The organism is Brevundimonas variabilis (assembly GCF_014199945.1).
Lineage (GTDB): Bacteria > Pseudomonadota > Alphaproteobacteria > Caulobacterales > Caulobacteraceae > Brevundimonas > Brevundimonas variabilis.
Genome location: NZ_JACHOR010000001.1, coordinates 872471 through 888635, shown reverse-complemented (window position 1 = coordinate 888635; position 16165 = coordinate 872471). Strand labels below are relative to the sequence as shown.

17 protein-coding genes are annotated in these 16165 nt (G+C 65.4%); 8 read left to right on the top strand and 9 right to left on the bottom strand.

The genetic code is table 11. The features are described from left to right. The first annotated feature begins 45 nt into the window (after nucleotides 1-45). Nucleotides 46-996 carry an NAD(P)/FAD-dependent oxidoreductase gene (locus tag GGR13_RS04295; RefSeq protein ID WP_221230390.1) on the top strand — a complete coding sequence of 317 codons (951 nt, stop codon included), beginning with the start codon at nucleotides 46-48 and terminating at the stop codon, nucleotides 994-996. A gap of 27 nt (nucleotides 997-1023) precedes the next feature. On the opposite strand, the gene GGR13_RS04290 is transcribed toward GGR13_RS04295, so the two are convergent. After that, complete coding sequence (locus tag GGR13_RS04290) at nucleotides 1024-1797, bottom strand: DUF3313 family protein (protein ID WP_183212183.1); 774 nt, start codon at nucleotides 1795-1797, stop codon at nucleotides 1024-1026. Between the two features lie 175 nt (nucleotides 1798-1972). Between GGR13_RS04290 and GGR13_RS04285 the strand changes: the two genes are divergently transcribed. Together GGR13_RS04285 and GGR13_RS04280 are read left to right on the top strand one after the other, a co-directional pair. Continuing rightward, nucleotides 1973-3304: a trypsin-like peptidase domain-containing protein gene (locus GGR13_RS04285; RefSeq protein WP_183212182.1), complete on the top strand. Its 1332-nt coding sequence runs from the start codon at nucleotides 1973-1975 to the stop codon at nucleotides 3302-3304. Between the two features lie 318 nt (nucleotides 3305-3622). Further along, nucleotides 3623-3967, top strand: coding sequence for a DUF2794 domain-containing protein (locus GGR13_RS04280; protein ID WP_183212181.1), 345 nt, complete (start codon nucleotides 3623-3625; stop codon nucleotides 3965-3967). Nucleotides 3968-4009: 42 nt separating this feature from the next. Here the strand turns inward: GGR13_RS04280 and GGR13_RS04275 are convergent, their stop codons facing one another. Then, nucleotides 4010-4696 (bottom strand): response regulator transcription factor, encoded by a 687-nt coding sequence (locus GGR13_RS04275; RefSeq protein WP_183212180.1) that lies wholly within the window; start codon nucleotides 4694-4696, stop codon nucleotides 4010-4012. Between the two features lie 69 nt (nucleotides 4697-4765). After that, nucleotides 4766-5476, bottom strand: a complete 711-nt coding sequence (locus GGR13_RS04270; RefSeq protein WP_183212179.1) for a YggS family pyridoxal phosphate-dependent enzyme — start codon at nucleotides 5474-5476, stop codon at nucleotides 4766-4768. Here GGR13_RS04270 and GGR13_RS04265 point away from each other — a divergent pair. Further along, nucleotides 5475-6158: a thiamine phosphate synthase gene (locus GGR13_RS04265; RefSeq protein ID WP_246347657.1), complete on the top strand. Its 684-nt coding sequence runs from the start codon at nucleotides 5475-5477 to the stop codon at nucleotides 6156-6158. The genes GGR13_RS04270 and GGR13_RS04265 overlap by 2 nt on opposite strands. On the opposite strand, the gene GGR13_RS04260 is transcribed toward GGR13_RS04265, so the two are convergent. Then, nucleotides 6148-6549 carry an NtrZ family periplasmic regulatory protein gene (locus tag GGR13_RS04260; RefSeq protein WP_183212177.1) on the bottom strand — a complete coding sequence of 134 codons (402 nt, stop codon included), beginning with the start codon at nucleotides 6547-6549 and terminating at the stop codon, nucleotides 6148-6150. The two genes, GGR13_RS04265 and GGR13_RS04260, sit on opposite strands and share 11 nt — an antisense overlap. 397 nt (nucleotides 6550-6946) lie before the next feature. Between GGR13_RS04260 and GGR13_RS04255 the strand changes: the two genes are divergently transcribed. From GGR13_RS04255 to holA, 4 genes are all read left to right on the top strand, one after another. Then, a complete protein-coding gene (locus GGR13_RS04255; protein ID WP_183212176.1) occupies nucleotides 6947-7402 on the top strand; it encodes a DUF3576 domain-containing protein in 456 nt (151 codons plus the stop codon). A 123-nt stretch (nucleotides 7403-7525) separates the two neighbouring features. Then, nucleotides 7526-10117, top strand: a complete 2592-nt coding sequence (leuS, locus tag GGR13_RS04250) for a leucine--tRNA ligase (protein WP_183212175.1) — start codon at nucleotides 7526-7528, stop codon at nucleotides 10115-10117. Nucleotides 10118-10158: 41 nt separating this feature from the next. After that, nucleotides 10159-10611 (top strand): LPS assembly lipoprotein LptE, encoded by a 453-nt coding sequence (gene lptE, locus GGR13_RS04245; RefSeq protein ID WP_246347656.1) that lies wholly within the window; start codon nucleotides 10159-10161, stop codon nucleotides 10609-10611. A gap of 7 nt (nucleotides 10612-10618) precedes the next feature. Further along, nucleotides 10619-11671, top strand: coding sequence for a DNA polymerase III subunit delta (gene holA, locus GGR13_RS04240; RefSeq protein WP_183212174.1), 1053 nt, complete (start codon nucleotides 10619-10621; stop codon nucleotides 11669-11671). 16 nt (nucleotides 11672-11687) lie between these two features. Here the strand turns inward: holA and GGR13_RS04235 are convergent, their stop codons facing one another. Genes GGR13_RS04235 through mnmG form a run of 5 tightly spaced genes read right to left on the bottom strand, consistent with a single transcriptional unit; the run spans nucleotide 11688 to nucleotide 16094 of the window. After that, nucleotides 11688-11864 carry a hypothetical protein gene (locus GGR13_RS04235; protein ID WP_183212173.1) on the bottom strand — a complete coding sequence of 59 codons (177 nt, stop codon included), beginning with the start codon at nucleotides 11862-11864 and terminating at the stop codon, nucleotides 11688-11690. Between the two features lie 26 nt (nucleotides 11865-11890). Further along, a complete protein-coding gene (locus GGR13_RS04230; protein WP_183212172.1) occupies nucleotides 11891-12781 on the bottom strand; it encodes a ParB/RepB/Spo0J family partition protein in 891 nt (296 codons plus the stop codon). A 10-nt stretch (nucleotides 12782-12791) separates the two neighbouring features. Then, nucleotides 12792-13607, bottom strand: a complete 816-nt coding sequence (locus tag GGR13_RS04225) for a ParA family protein (RefSeq protein WP_183212171.1) — start codon at nucleotides 13605-13607, stop codon at nucleotides 12792-12794. Beyond that, entirely contained in the window at nucleotides 13597-14220 is a 624-nt protein-coding gene (gene rsmG, locus GGR13_RS04220; RefSeq protein ID WP_221230389.1) for a 16S rRNA (guanine(527)-N(7))-methyltransferase RsmG, read from the bottom strand. The genes GGR13_RS04225 and rsmG overlap by 11 nt, the downstream gene beginning before the upstream one ends. Continuing rightward, nucleotides 14220-16094 (bottom strand): tRNA uridine-5-carboxymethylaminomethyl(34) synthesis enzyme MnmG, encoded by a 1875-nt coding sequence (gene mnmG, locus GGR13_RS04215; RefSeq protein WP_183212170.1) that lies wholly within the window; start codon nucleotides 16092-16094, stop codon nucleotides 14220-14222. Before mnmG ends, rsmG begins: the two co-directional genes overlap by 1 nt. Nucleotides 16095-16165 lie beyond the last annotated feature (71 nt).

The following is a 16165-nucleotide window of genomic DNA, read 5'->3' as shown; positions in this document are numbered from 1 at the left end:
ACCCAATAGAACGCCCGTCTCCTGGCATCGGTGCAGGAACCCGCCTTGGCATCAGTCATCATCATCGGGGCCGGAATGGCCGGGCTGGCCTGCGGGCAGGGGCTTCAGTCGGCAGGCCACAAGGTGGTCCTGCTGGACAAGGGCCGTGGTGCGGGTGGACGGATGGCGGCGCGCCGGATCACCACGCCGATGGGCGACGTCACCTTCGACCACGGTGCCCAGTATTTCTCCGCAAGAGACCCCGACTTTCAGGCGCAGGTCCGGCGATGGGCGGATGCAGGCATCGTCGCACCCTGGGCCGCAGCGGGCGAAGAGGCGTGGGTCGGGATGCCCGCGATGAACGCCCCGCTGAAGGCCATGGCCAGTGACCTGGAGGTCCACTGGGGTACCCGGGTCACGGCCCTATCACGCACGGCGACGGGCTGGGCCGCCGGGCTGGACGATGACAGTGTCGTCTCCGCCGATGCCGTCGTCACGGCCCTGCCCGCCGAGCAGACAGCGGACCTGCTTGACGCGGTCAACGATCCTTTCGCCGCCCTCGCCCGCGCCACACTCAGCGCACCGTGCTGGACCCTGATGCTGGCCTTTTCGGAGCCGCTGGCAACGGGAGAGGACTGTATCCGGGGCAGGGATGAGGATGCGCTCGGATGGGCCGCCCGCAACAGCAGCAAACCGGGGCGTGGCGAGACAGAAACCTGGGTCATTCAGGCCGGTGCGACCTGGTCAGCCGAACATCTGGAGGCCCTGCCCGACGGGGTTGGAACCCGCATGATGGCGGCGCTGTCCGCACGGCTCGGGATCGCCTTGCCCGAACCTTCCATCCGGATGACCCACCGCTGGCGTTTCGCCCGGTCGGGACATGCCGGCAGGGGCTCGCTCTGGAAACCGGACATCGGTCTGGGGGCTTGCGGGGACTGGCTGATCGGACCGAGGGTGGAGGATGCCTGGCAATCAGGCGCACAGATGGCCAGACGCATGGCGGCCGACCTTGGCTGACGCCGGCCGACCGCCCGTTGGCGATGTCTATTTTGGCTCGGGCGCCGGCCGGCTGCCGGTATTGACCTCCGGCACATAGACCCCGGTCACCAGGCGGGTCAGGAACCCGGCTGCCTGGGTGCGTGGACCATAGACGGCGCACGGGTCGGGCTCTCCGATCGGGCGCACAGGTCGGTCTGCCGTAGAGATCGCATCCCCCACGGCGTCACCAAACGGCTCGGCCATCTGAAGCGCATCGCCGACGCGCGAAAGGGAGGGCGAGTCCGTCCCGACAACATTGGCGTTTCGGGCCCAGGCGAGAGCGGCGACCTGTTGCCCCTGAGCGCTCACCAGCTCCGCCTCCGCCGCAAGGCCGCCGGTCGTCCCGGGGACCCGCAGCGTCCCCGGACCGGGGATCAGGATATTGGCCACGGCTGCAACGCCGGATCCCGCCTGTCCGGTCGCATCGATCCCGACCACGCCGACCCGCACCCGTGCCGCGCCATTGGCGACTGTACTCAGACCAAAACGCTCGCTGACTTCATAGCAGACCTGGCGATCAACCTCGCGCAATACGGCCTGTCTTTCCATGTCAGACAGGTCGGCGCCAACCGGGCCGACAAGAACCGCCGGCTCGAGATAGACCCGATCGATCCGGGCGGCAGCCGCGTCGTCGCGCCGTTCCCGGATCGATGCGCGCAGCGTGCCCTCGCGAACGGCCAGGCCGTCGTACTGGCTTAGAAATCCCGCATTGGCGGCGGGTGCGGTCTGGCAGGCTGCCATGGCCGTTCCGGCCAGCACGAGGGGCACAAGAGCCTTCATGGTTGTTCCTTTGAGTGTGATCTGGCCGGAGGCTATCCGTGATCCAGCGTCTCACAACGCATCTGGGGCAGAAAGGATCGCACAGTTCATCTTCACCGTCGTCATCGACGAATTCTACCGCTAGGCTTGGTCGACACCGGGCTCGTTGCCCGGCGGAATGATCCGGGAGCAGACCATGCGGGCTTTCCATCTCCTGAGCGGCGCGGCCGGCGTTGTCCTGCTGCTGGCCCAGTCCGGGACGGTGGCGGCGCAGACGCCTCCGGCCCCCTTCCCCTATGACGCCCAGCGGGGCGTATTCACCTTTGCCGCCGGGCTGGAACGGTCCCTTCCCGCTGTGGTTCAGGTCACCACCCTGGGCCAGTCACGCGGACCGACGACCGGCGAGACCGAGCCCAAGCCGATCTCCGGGGGGTCGGGCGTCATCATCGACGCGGCCCAGGGCATCATCGTCACCAACAATCACGTGGTCGAGAACGGGACGAAATTCACCGTCGATCTGACCAATGGCCGGCTGTTCGATGCGGTCCTGGTCGGTACGGACAAGGCGACCGACATCGCCGTGCTGAAGATCGAGGCCGAGGGCCTGTCGCAGGTCGAGACCGTCAATTCGGACACACTGAGGACCGGCGACCTGGCCTTTGCCGTCGGCTATCCCCTGGGCCTGGACCAGACGCTGACGATGGGCGTGATCTCGGGCCTTGGGCGATCCGGCCTCGGCGATGCGGTCGAGGACTATATCCAGACCGACGCCGCCGTGAACTCGGGCAACTCGGGCGGGCCGTTGCTGGACAGTCGCGGACGACTGATCGGCATCAATACGGCAATCCTTTCCGGCGGGGGCGGCCTTCTGGGCGGAAGCGGTGGCAACGATGGGATCGCCTTTGCCGTGCCGACCCGGATCATGACCTTTGTCGTCGACCAGATCCGTGAGAACGGTGCGGTCAGCCGGGGCCAGATCGGCGCGATCCTGGGGTCGCTGACGGCCGAACGCGCGCGGGATCTAAGCCTCGGCATCGTCCGGGGTGCCATTGTCGAGGATGTCGCGCCCGGCTCGCCCGCCGAGGGCGCCGGATTGCGCAGCGGCGATATCATCGCCCGTATCCAGAACCGGCCCGTCGCCAATGCCGGATCCGTGCTGGCCACAGTCGGCATCGCCCCGCCCGGAACACGGCTTGAGCTGACCTTCATGCGCGACGGCCGAGACCTGACCACATCGATGATCGTGGCCGATCCTTCGGTGCCGCGTCTGGTTGTCGGTCCCGCTGCCATCCAGGTTTCCGGTGCCCAGTTCCGTGACGACGCCGACGGCGTGATCGTGGCGTCGGTCGAAGCGGGGTCGCAGGCCGCCGTACAGAGATTGAGAGCCGGCGATCGCGTCCGGTCCGTCGACAAGACCCCTGTTGCCGATCTCGCGGCGCTCGGACTGGCGCTCGGGACGTCGTCAGAAGCTTTCGAACTCGGCGCAGAACGCAACGGGGAAATGCTGGTCGTGACCCTGGGAGACTGAGCCCAAGCTCCAGAGCCTGACGTCCGCTCCAGACAGCAAAACGCCCGCATGCCGGGAGGGGGAGGGTGGCAGGCGGGCGTCTCGCTTGGAGGAAGCGCCGGCCCGTCGAAGCCCGTACTGGACACATCCAGGGGGGCTGGGGGGGCTGTTCAGGGTCCCGGACGCGTCCGAACTCCGAAAGGCCGACAGGTGATGTTTTCCTGCCCCAACCGGGCGGGCAAAGGACCGAAACGGGGCCATTTCGTGTCGTGATCAATTTCGACCGGAGGCTGGCTATTGGCTGGCTATTTTTCACAGCGCGCCTAGGTTTTGGCCACGATGTCGATGGACCCTTCCTCACCCGCAGGCCCCTTACCCCTTGCGGGTCCGATCTTCTTTGATCGCCGCGACCTGGACCTGATCCTGCGGGTCTACGGGCGGATGGTCGCCCAGGGCGAGTGGCGCGACTATGCGATGGTCGGTCACAAGGACCTCGCAGAGTTCGCGGTCTTCCGCCGTCACGGCGATGCACCGGCCTACCGGATCGAAAAACGCCCGGCGCTGCAGGCGCGGCAGGGTCAGTGGGCCGTGATCGGCGAGGGCGGCATCGTCCTGAAACGCGGTCGCGATCTGGCACAGGTCCTGCGCGTCTTCGACAGCCGCCGCTTCAACGTCGTCGAATAGCGCCGCAACGAAGCCGATCGCGTCTCGCTCCGTAGTCCTCGATCAGGCCTGAAGCCGGTATCCCCCGGCATCGGTCAGCAGCAGGCGCGCCTGCCCCGGCTCCAGCTCGATCTTCTGGCGGAGACGATAGATGTGGGTCTCCAGGGTATGGGTCGTCACACCGGCATTGTAGCCCCAGACCTCGGTCAGCAGTTCCTCGCGCGACACCGCCTTTCCGCCGGAGCGGAAAAGGTATTTGAGGATGCTGGTTTCCTTTTCCGTCAGCCGGACCCGTTTGCCCTTTTCGTCGGCGAGCGACTTGGTGGCCGGCCGGAACTCATAGGGGCCGATCTGGAAGACCGCGTCCTCTGACTGTTCGTGACTGCGCAGGTGCGCACGGATGCGGGCCAGCAGGACGGCGAACCGGAAGGGTTTGGTCACATAATCGTTGGCCCCCGCATCGAGCCCCAGAACCGTGTCGGCATCCGATCCCTGTCCGGTCAGCATGATGACGGGCGTGGTGATCCCCGACTGACGGAGCAGGCGACACGCCTCGCGACCATCCATGTCGGGCAGATCGACGTCGAGCAGGATCAGCTCGGCCCGGATCTCCCGGCCCAGCCTGAGCCCCTCGGTCGCCGTCGCAGCCTGCACCGGGCGAAACTCCTCGTGCAGCGCCAGTTGCTCTGCCAGGGCTTCACGCAGGTCGTCATCGTCATCGATGATCAGGATTGTCTTGGAAGTGGCCATGGGTACAGAATGATGGGGCTTGGGCTCCGCGCCAAGGCGCGCGCCCGAAAAAACGTGCCGGGCTGGGCCTTATAGAGGCCCCTGCCAAGCTTTTCGTTCCCCGAACAGCGCGGATCCAACGCGGACGTGCGTCGCGCCCTCGGCAATCGCCGCAGCATAGTCGCTGCTCATGCCCATCGAGAGAACGCTGAGACCCTCATCGGCGGCAAGGCGGCGAAGTCGCTGGAAATGGGGGGCCGCCGGCTCGTCGACGGGCGGAATGGCCATCAGTCCCTCGACCCGGAGCCCAAGGACGTTTCGCGCCAGCGTCAGCAGGCCCGACAGATCCGCCATCAGGACCCCGGCCTTCTGGGGCTCGGCCCCCGTGTTGACCTGGATCAGGACCGAGGGGTCGCGACCCGTCCTCTGGATGGCCTCGGCAAGAGCACGGGCCAGTTTGGGCCGGTCGAGCGTCTCGATGACATCGAAAAGGGCGACGGCGTCCGCAGCCTTGTTGGTCTGAAGCGGTCCGATCAGGCGCAGTTGCAGGCCTGGCAAATCGCCAAGGCGCGGGGTCCAGCGGCCCTGCGCCTCCTGAACCCGGTTTTCGCCGAATATTCTCTGACCTGTCGCCAGAGCGGCATCGATCGCGACAGGCTCCTGGGTTTTCGACACCGCCACCAGGGTCACCGACGCGGGATCGCGTCCGACAGCATGCGCGGCTGTCTCGATGCTGGCACGCACTGCGGCGAAGCGCTCGGATATGGACGCGTCAGCAGAAGCGGTGGATGAGAGGGTCATGATCCTGTCCAGCGACGCACGGCGGCTTTGGAACGCCGCCCGGCAGATGAAGGCCCACGCTCTATCGCGCGCCGCTCTGGATGTCAGGGCATCCGGCGCGTGGCGCAAGGCCGCGCTGCCGCCGCTGCTGCTCTTTACCGATTCGGAACGCCTGTCCCGACCGTGGGAGGTGGCGTCGTGTCTGCCTGCAGGGGCGGGGCTGGTCTACAGGGCCTTCGGGGCTCCGGAGTCCTTCGAGGTCGCCTCCCGTCTGAGGGCCATTACGCGAGAACGCGGGGTCGTGCTTTTGATCGGACAGGATGCAGACCTGGCGGATGGCGTTGGCGCTGATGGCGTGCATCTGCCCGAGCGGGCCCTGTCGGCCGCCTATGCCCTGGGTGGTCGTCGACCCGACTGGCTGATCACCGGCGCGGCTCATTCACTGGAGGCGGCCGCAACGGCTCGCGATCTGGATGCCGTGGTCCTGTCGCCCATCTTTCAGGCCGGTGGAGCCTCCGCAACGAAACCACCGCTCGGTCTGCAGCGCCTGGTCGAGGCCTGCCGACTGTCTGCAGCACCCGTCTATGCGCTTGGAGGGATCGACGCGGACGCCGGCGAAAGCCTGATCGACAGCGGTGCCTGTGGCATGGCCGGAATCGGTGCCTTCGCCAGAGCCTTCAGCCCGAACCCGGTCAGAATTTGAAGATGGATTCCAGCCGGATACGCGGTTGCGCGCGGCGTTCTGTTTCCGGTGCGCGGGCGGGATCCTGTTCGACGCGTCCCAGACCGGCGGCGGCTCCGACGCTGAGGCGCGGGTTCAGTCGGTAATAGGCTCCGGCTTCGACGTCGCCCCAGTCGGCGTCGCGTCCGACCGGCTCGTTGGCGTTGAAGTTGAGACCCCAACGCCCGTTCTCGTTCCAGCGCAACCCGCGACGTGGGGTCTGGGGCACGGCAGCATTGCGTTGGGCGGCAGAGGCTTCGGACAGCGAAATGACAGGCGCACGCGCGCGCGTCGTCTGGGCGGAGGCTTCAGCAGCCACGCCCGTCAGGGCAACCGCCCCGATCAGTCCGGCGATGTGGAGACGCAACGTCATTTCCAACCCTTCGCAGACCCTTCCGGCCCTGCCTCAATACCCAACCCGGTGTATGCACCGATGAACACAGCGATAAGACACCCATCGATCGCGAGGTCAACGCAACGTCGTCCGCTGACCCCGGTTCCTTCGACTCTGCGCGTTGCCTGTGGCGCAGGCGTCACGGGATTGGGGCGAAAATGCTCTCATGACGGTCGGGCGGCTTGCGAGGCCGCATCACACCGTTCCGGTATGAAGACCTGACAAGGGCACCTGCATCATGCTTCGCCTTGTCATCGCCCCTTTTCACCGTGTTATAGGGTTTATGCGGCGTATACGCTCGCGCATCGATAACCGTGCCCGAAGCACGGCGGCATGTGTGAGGTGCGCGTCCCGAATGGATACGGAGAATTCCAAGATGGCCCTCAAGAGTGCGTCAGTTCGCGGTGTTGCGATCCTCACCATCGCATCCGGTCTGATGCTTTCGGCCTGCAGCAGCCTGCCGTTCGTTGGCGGACGCGACGAGGCCCGCAAGGTCGACGTCCAGCAGGGCATCGGCGTGAATGGTTACCTCTGGCGTGCCACACTCGACACACTCAGCTTCATGCCGCTGACGACCGCCGACCCCTGGGGCGGGGTGATCAATTACGACTGGTATACCAACCCCCAGACGCCGAACGAGCGCTTCAAGGCAACCGTCTTCATCCTGGATACCCGCCTTCGCGCCGACGCCCTGAACGTGACGGTCACCAAGGAAATGCGGGACGCGACAGGGGGCTGGACGGCAGCACCGGTGGCTGCCCAGACCGAGACGGATCTGGAGAATGCCATCCTGACCCGTGCTCGCCAGCTGAATCTGTCCAACGCCGGCTAGGTGGCCAGGCCGCCCCTGCGGCGGCCGGTCATCGTCTGACCGCTCCAAACCACTGACGCTGGCCTTGGCGCCAGGCCCGCGCTCAAGTAGCCCGAAGGGCATCAGCGCCAAGAAAGTACCGCCGTGGCTCGTTACGAACCCAAGACCGCCGAACCTCGCCAGCAGGCCCGCTGGGCGGATGCCGACGCCTTTGTGACGAAGGATACGGGACGTCCGAAATACTACGTCCTCGAGATGTTTCCCTACCCGTCCGGCAACATCCACATGGGCCACGCCCGCAACTATGTAATGGGCGATGTGGTGGCGCGTTCCAAACGCGCCCAAGGCTTTGACGTCCTGCATCCGATGGGCTGGGACGCCTTTGGCATGCCGGCCGAGAACGCTGCCATGGAGCGCGGCATCCACCCCAAGGGCTGGACCTACGACAATATTGCCAACATGCGCGAGCAGCTGAAGCTGCTGGGTCTCTCGCTGGACTGGTCGCGCGAGTTCGCCACCTGCGACCCGGAATACTATGGCCAGCAGCAGGCCTGGTTCCTGGAGCTGTACCGGCGCGGCCTGGTCTATCGCAAGGACGGGGTCGTCAACTGGGACCCGGTGGACAACACCGTCTTGGCCAATGAACAGGTCATCGACGGCAAGGGCTGGCGATCCGGGGCCCCGGTCGAGAAGCGCAAGCTGAACCAGTGGTTCCTGCGGATCACCGACTATGCGGACGACCTGATCGACGGGCTCAAGGAATTGGAAGGCCGCTGGCCCGACAAGGTCCGGCTGATGCAGGAAAACTGGATCGGCAAGAGCCGCGGTGCCACCGTCTGGTGGGACATCGCCGAGGCACCGGCCTATCTTTCCGCTTCGCCTGAAGGCGAGCCCAATCACGCGCGCGATCCGATCGAGGTCTATACGACCCGCCCCGACACCCTGTTCGGAGCCAGTTTCATTGCGCTCGCGCCGGATCATCCCCTGACGAAGACCATCGCCGCCCAAGAGCCGAAGGTGGCGGCGTTCATGGAGGCCTGCGCCAGCCTCGGGACCAGCGAGGCCGAGATCGAGAAGGCAGAAAAGCACGGTGTCGATCTGGGCATGCGCGTTCGCCATCCGTTCGATCCGGCGCGGACCCTCCCGGTCTGGAGCGCCAATTTCGTGCTGTCGACCTATGGCTCGGGGGCCATCTTCGGCTGCCCGGCCCATGACCAGCGCGACCTGGACTTCGCCCGCAAATACGACCTGCCCGTCATCCCCGTCGTCAGACCCGAAGGGGCCGACGAGACCTTCGAGGTCGGGACCGAAGCCTATGTCGGACCCGGCACCGCCTTCCATTCGGAATTCCTGGACGGTCTGTCGATCGAGGACGCCAAGGCCGAGGCCATCCGCCGACTGGAGGCCGCCGAACAGGGTGTCGGGGCCACCATCTATCGCCTGCGCGACTGGGGCGTCAGCCGTCAAAGGTACTGGGGTTGCCCGATCCCGATCATCCACTGCCCGAAATGTGGGCCACAGGAGGTCCCGGGCGATCAGCTGCCGGTCGTCCTGCCCGAGGACGTGACCTTTGACGTGCCGGGCAACCCCCTGGCCCGGCACCCGACCTGGAAACACGTCAGATGCCCGACGTGCGACACGGACGCGGTCCGGGAGACAGACACGCTGGATACCTTCGTGGATTCGAGCTGGTATTTCGCGCGTTTCACCGATCCGACATCAGCGACGCCCATCAATTCCGCTGCCGCCGATCGCTGGCTGCCCGTCGACCAGTATATCGGCGGGGTCGAGCATGCCGTGCTGCACCTGCTGTATGCCCGCTTCATCAGCCGCGCCCTGTCCGATGCCGGGCTGATGTCCGTCCGCGAGCCTTTCGCCGGTCTGTTCACCCAGGGGATGGTGGTTCACGAAACCTATCGCCGTGCGGACGGCCAGTGGGTCGAACCCACGGACGTCGATCTGACGAACGATGCCGGCAAGCGGAGCGCCCGCCAGCTGTCCACGGGGGAAACCCTGGTGATCGGAGACATCGAGAAGATGTCGAAGTCCAAGAAGAACGTCGTGGCCCCGCAGGAAATCCTGTCGACCCACGGTGTGGACGCCGGTCGCCTGTTCGTGCTTTCCGACAGCCCGCCCGAGCGCGACGTGCAGTGGACGCCCGGGGGCGTCGAGGGCGCCAGCCGTTTCGTCCAGCGCGTCTGGGCCCTGTTCGACGGGTTCGAGGCCTCGGCGCCGGCAAACCCGGACATCGACACAGCCCTGATCCGGGAAACCCACAAGGCCATCAAGGCCGTGACCGAAGGTGTGGCCGGTTTCCGTTTCAACTCGGCCATTGCCAAACTGTATGCCTTCGTCGCCACCGTCCGGGATCACGAACAGGCCGGCAGCGCGGCCCGGACCGAGGCCCTGTCGGCTCTGGCGCGGCTGATTGCCCCCTTTACACCCCATCTGGCCGAGGAGTGCTGGGCCGCCCTGGGTCACAGCGGGCTTATCCTCGATGCGCCCTGGCCGGAGTGGGATCCCGCCCTCGCGGCCGACGACGAGATCGTCCTGCCCATCCAGATCAGCGGCAAGCGACGTGGCGAGGTCACCCTGCCCCGCGGTTCGGATCCGAAGACCGTCGAAGACGCTGCCCTCGCCAATGCTCAGGTTCAGGCCTATCTGTCGGCCAACGGCCTGACGGTTCGCAAGGTGATCGTCGTGACCGATCGAATCGTCAATCTGGTGGCCAACTGATGATGCGGACATGGACCGGGCTCTTACGTGCAGGCGCGGTCATGTCTGTAACCTTGCTGGCCGGGTGCGGCTTTACCCCCCTGTACGGAACGGCCGCGGGCTCTCCGGCCCTGTCCCGGATTGCGGTCCAGACCCAGGACGATCGTCTGGGCTATCGCCTGCGCGAACAGCTTGAAGACTCGCTCGGCTGGGATCGCGGTACAGCTCCGCTCTATCGCCTTCAGACTCAGATCGAGCAGAACCGCCGTCCACTGGGGCGTCGGATCGATGATACCGCGACCCGCTACGAACTGACCGTCAAGGCGGCCTGGGTGCTCACGCCGGTGGCCGGTGGTGCCCCGCTCTCCGGTGTCGAGACCGCCATCCTGACCTATGCTGCCGCCGATCAGCCCTATGCGGCGATCGCGGCCCAGCAGGACGGCGAGGATCGGGCAGCAGCGGAGCTTTCGCGTCTGATCCGCATCGATATTCTGCGGGCGCTTTCGGCGTCGTGAGCACGGGATGATCCTGGCCAAGCGTCCCGAGATCGACCGCTTCCTGGCCCGGCCTGATCCGGGCATCCGTGCAGTCGTCATCCACGGCAAGGATCGGTCCGGTGTTTCCGAGCGTGCCGTGATGCTGTGCAAGACCATCACGCCGGACCTGAACGACCCGTTCAATGTCTCATCCCTCACCGACAGCGACATCGACGGTGACCCCGCGAGGCTCGAAGAGGCCTTGACCGCACTCAGCATGATCGGGGGCCGGCGACTGGTGCGGATCCGGCTGACCTCCGAGAAACTGTCGATCGACAAGATGCTGGCCGCTGCCGTGAAGGTTCACGGCGACGGCGGCTACAACCCGGACGCCATGCTCGTGATCGAGGCGGGAGCCCTCGGACGGGATTCTGCTCTGCGAAAGGCCGCCGAAGCTGGAAAGGGCTCTGCCGCCATCGTCTGCTATGAGGACGAGACCGGCGACGTCGCGCGCATGACCCGCGATGCTCTTGCGGCTGACAAGGTCGGGCTGACATCGGACGCACTGGACCGTTTCGTGTCCCGCCTGCCGCGCGAGCGCGGCTTGATGCGACAGGAGATCGAGCGGCTGGCCCTCTATATCGGTCCCGGATCGGGCCGTTCGATCGATGTCGAGGAGCTGGAGCAGCATCTCGGAGTCGAGCCCGATGCCTCGCTGCAGGATGCCGCGCTCCAGGCCTTCGGGGGTCGCGCGGCCCCCGCCCAGGCCGGGCTGAGACGCGCGTTTGCAGAGGGGGAATCTTCGGTCATGGCCGTTCGCCAGGCCTCGATTCACCTCGGAAAGCTGAAACGAATCAATATCCTACAGGCCAGTGGAGCCGGAGCCAAGGAAGCGGCAAAGGCGGCCGGGGTATTCTGGAAGCAGGAGACCGAAATGCTGCGGCAGGCCCGGGCCTGGCGGCTCGAAGATCTCGACACCGTTCTGGACAGTGTGAACACGGCCGACGTCGCGACGAAGACGACCGGCATGCCCGACCAGTTGATTGCCGAGCGATTGATCCTGGAGATTTCTGCAAGGGCCCGAAGACTGGGCCTTTGAGCGCGCCAGTCGTCGATCAGCCGCGTTTCGAGGCCTTACGAAACGCGGGCTTGGCCAGCGCAGCGCTTTTGGCCGCAACCGCACGCTCCTCGGTCTTGCCGCCACCCATGCCGGAATGGGCGGGCGATGCCGCCTTCTTGGCCGCGAGGACGCGTTTCAGGGCTTCAGCGGCAGTTTCGGTCTTGTCTGTCATTCCTGCACCCTAGCACAGCAAAGCCCTCAGAGCTTCATCAGCCGGTGACAGAGGTCATCCAATTGCTCCAGCGAAGCGTAGGACAGGGTCAGCTCCCCCTTCCCGCTCCGATCGACCAGCGAAACCTTCAGGCCGAGCGCGTCCGCCAGATCCTGTTCGAGCGCCGCGATATCGGGCGATGTTCCGGCATCGAGGCGACCCTTCGGGCGAGCCTGCGCCTTGCCCTGTCCTTCGGCGGCCTGACGCGCCAGACGCTCGACCTGACGCACGTTCAGGCCTTCGCGTTCGGCCTGCTGGGCGAGGGCGACGGGATCAGGGGCGGTGATCATCGCCCGGGCGTGGCCTGCGCTCAGCTTGCCATGCCGGACGAACCACAGCACCTCTTCAGGCAGTTGCAGCAGTCGCAGGGTATTGGCCACATGACTGCGCGACTTGCCTACGATGCCGGCAACCGCGTCCTGGGTCCGCCCGAACCGCTCCATCAGCATCCGGTAGGCGTCCGCTTCCTCGAGAGGATTGAGGTCGGCGCGCTGGACATTCTCGATGATGGCGACTTCGAAGACGGCCAGGTCGTCCATCTCGTTGACGATCACCGGCACTTCGGTCAGGCGCGCGATCTGTGACGCACGCCAGCGACGTTCGCCAGCGATGATCTGCCAGGTGCCGTCACCGCCGGGCTGCGACCGGACAAGGATGGGCTGAAGGACACCCTTGTCCCGGATCGAGGTTGCCAGTTCCTCCAGGTCCTCTCGCAGGAAGATCTTTCGGGGCTGGTCCGGATTGGGTTTGACGGTCTCGATCGGAACCAGCATCACGCCAGCGGGCATGGATCCGGTTGCGACGACGGGCGCGGCATCCACCTGTTCTCCAAGCAACGCCGAAAGACCGCGACCCAGACCTCTTTGACGTTCCGACATGCGTATTCCTTCAGGCGGCAATCTTGGCGCGGCGATGGCGTTCGCGCGCGACCACTTCCTTGGCAAGCCGCAGATAGGCCTGGCTGCCAGTACATTTCAGATCATAGATCAGGACAGGTTTTCCGAACGACGGGGCTTCGGAAACCCTGACGTTGCGGGGAATTACGGCCTCGTAGACCTTGTCGCCGAAATGCTGGCGAACATCGGCCGAAACCTGGCCGGACAGGGCGTTCCGACGATCATACATGGTCAGAACAAGACCCTGGATCTCGAGCGCCGGGTTCAGGCTCTGCCGGACCATGTCGATCGTCTTCATCAACTGTGTCAGGCCTTCCAGCGCAAAGAATTCGCACTGCAGGGGGACCAGAACGCCGTCTGCGGCGCTCATGGCATTGAGGGTCAGAAGGTTGAGCGACGGCGGGCAATCGATCAGGACGTAGTCATACCGGGGCTTACCGGTGCTGCCCTGAAGGGCCAGGGCGTCGCGCAAGCGATAGGAGCGCCTGTCCGCCTGACTGAGCTCGATTTCGACGCCGGACATATCGGCATCTGCGGGAATGATATGAAGGCCGGGTACGGCTGTTTCGACGGCGGCATCATCCACGGAACGCCCATCGACGATGACGTCGTAGATGGTGATACGACGTGTTTCACGTGGAACACCCAAACCTGTCGAGGCATTACCTTGGGGATCCATATCGACCAGCAGGACACGCTCGCCGATGGCGGCCAGGGCAGTGCCGAGGTTGATCGCCGTCGTCGTCTTTCCCACTCCGCCCTTCTGGTTGGAGACGGCAAGAATGCGTGTGGGCTTCTCAGCGGGCATGAAGGCTCCGGACGGACACGATGCGCCCACGCGGGTCGCTGCGCGAAATGGAAAGATCAGCCTCAAACGACCAGGAGGCCCAGGCCGTCTGCAGTTCCATTTCGGCTTTTTCACCCTTGAGGAACAGCCCCTGCGCGCCCCGTGTAAAATACGGCTGTGCGTAACCCAGCAACTTATCCATAGGCGCGAGCGCCCGGGCTGTAACGATGTCGACCCGAAGCTTCTGGTCCTCCGCCCGCCCATGAATCACGGTGGCCGGCAGGGACAGAAGGTCGACAATCCCCTGCAGAAACCGGCATCGTTTCCCAAGACTGTCGATCAGCCAGATGTGAGCATCGGGCTGACCCTTCAGCAGGATCGCGAGAACCAGACCCGGGAAACCGGCTCCCGCCCCCAGATCGGCCCACGTCCGGGCGGCCGGTGCGTGATCGAGAAGCTGCGCCGAGTCGAGGACATGGCGCGTCCAGTACTCAGGCAGACTGTCGGGTCCCACCAGATTCATCACCGCATTCGTTTCTGTGAGCCGCTCCAGAAGGGCCTGAAGATCCGCCATCTGGGCGGGGGACGTGCCGCTCTCTGTCTGGAACGCTGCCTTTGCGTCGTCGAGCGACATCAGGCAGCGACCGCCGTCGGTCGGTTCCGCTTCACATGCGCCAGCAAGGCTGTCAGGGCCCCCGGCGTGATCCCTTCAATCCTGCCCGCCTGTCCAAGCGTCGAAGGCCTGACCAGGGCGAGCTTCTCACGGGCCTCGTTCGACAGCCCTCCAATCCGCGTGAAGTCGAGGTCCTGCGGGAGTTGCAGATCTTCCTCGCGCCGCAACCCCTCGGCATCGGCCGTCTGGCGATCGAGATAGCCCGCATACCCAGCGTCGATTTCCACCTGCTCACGAACATCCGCAGCCCAGGTTTGGATCACCGGATAGGCGGGCAAAAAGGTCCTGAGATCCACGTCCGGATAGGCCAGAAGGTCCCGCATGGAGCGCCGCTGACCATCTGCATTGACGGGTATGCCCAGCGCGGCGGCCTCCTTGGGCGTGAAACGCGTCTCGCGCACAAGCGTGGCGGCCGCGGCAAGTTGGGTGGCTTTTTTCGCAAACCGCGCCTGCCGCTCGGGCGAGACGATCCCGGCGGTCGATGCCAGGGGCGTCAACCGCTGATCCGCATTGTCCGCGCGCAGGATCAGTCGGTATTCCGCGCGGCTGGTAAACACCCGGTAGGGCTCGGTCACACCACGTGTGACCAGATCGTCGATCATCACGCCGATATACGCCTGATCGCGTCTGAGGATGATCGGGTCCATGCCCGCTGCGGCCCGGGCGGCATTGAGTCCGGCCATCAGGCCTTGTGCCGCGGCCTCCTCGTAGCCCGTCGTGCCGTTGATCTGGCCCGCGAGATAAAGCCCGGGACGCTTCTTGACCTCCAGAGCAAGGGTCAGTTCGCGCGGATCGACGTAGTCGTACTCGATCGCGTAGCCGAATCGGAAAACCTCGACCGCCCCAAGGCCCGGCATGGTGCGGAGGAAGGCCATCTGGGTCTCTGCGGACACCGAGGTCGAAATCCCATTGGGATAGACCGTTGGATCATCCAGCCCCTCGGGCTCCAGAAACACCTGGTGTGAGGTCTTGTCGGCAAAGCGGACAACCTTGTCCTCGATCGAAGGACAGTAGCGCGGACCCTTGCCGGTCAAATGCCCGCCATAGACGGCGCTCTCGCCAATATTCTCTGCGATGATCCGATGGGTTTCCGCATTGGTCGCCGTGATTCCACAGGCAATCTGGGGCACATCAATGCGATCGGTCAGGAAGCTGAAAGGGACCGGCTCGGCGTCGGCGGCCTGCATCTCCAGCTGGTCCCAGGAAATCGTCCGGCCATCCAGCCGCGCCGGCGTGCCTGTCTTGAGCCGACCCATGCCGAGCCCGGCTCCATAGAGGTCGGAGGCCATCCCGGTCGACGGTGCCTCGCCGTGCCGACCCGCAGGCGTGCGCTCATCCCCCCGGTGGATCACACCGTTGAGGAACGTGCCCGTCGTCAGGACGACGGCCGCCGCTCGCAGGATTTTTCCGTCTCCGGTCGTTACCCCAGAAACCCGATCGCCGGACAAGACCAGACCCTCGGCTGTCCCCGCCATCAGGGTCAGATTGGGTGTCTGCGCCAACTCGGCCTGCATCGCCTCACGGTACAGTCGGCGATCGATCTGGCTGCGGGGACCGCGGACGGCTGCCCCCTTGGAGCGGTTCAGCAGTCGGAACTGGATACCGGACTGATCCGCAAGCCGACCCATGATGCCGTCCATGGCATCGATCTCCCGCACGAGGTGGCCCTTGCCCAAACCACCGATAGCGGGATTGCAGGACATCTCGCCCACGGTCTCGAGCGTCTGCGTCAGGAGAAGCGTTCGTGCACCGGCACGGGCCGAAGAAGCTGCAGCTTCGCAGCCGGCGTGGCCGCCGCCGATCACGATGACATCAAAGGCCTGGGGAGATTGCATCGGGGGGTCATAGTCGAAAGGCGGGAAGATTTCCACGCCATCGATGTTTCACGGGAAACACGTGACCGCGC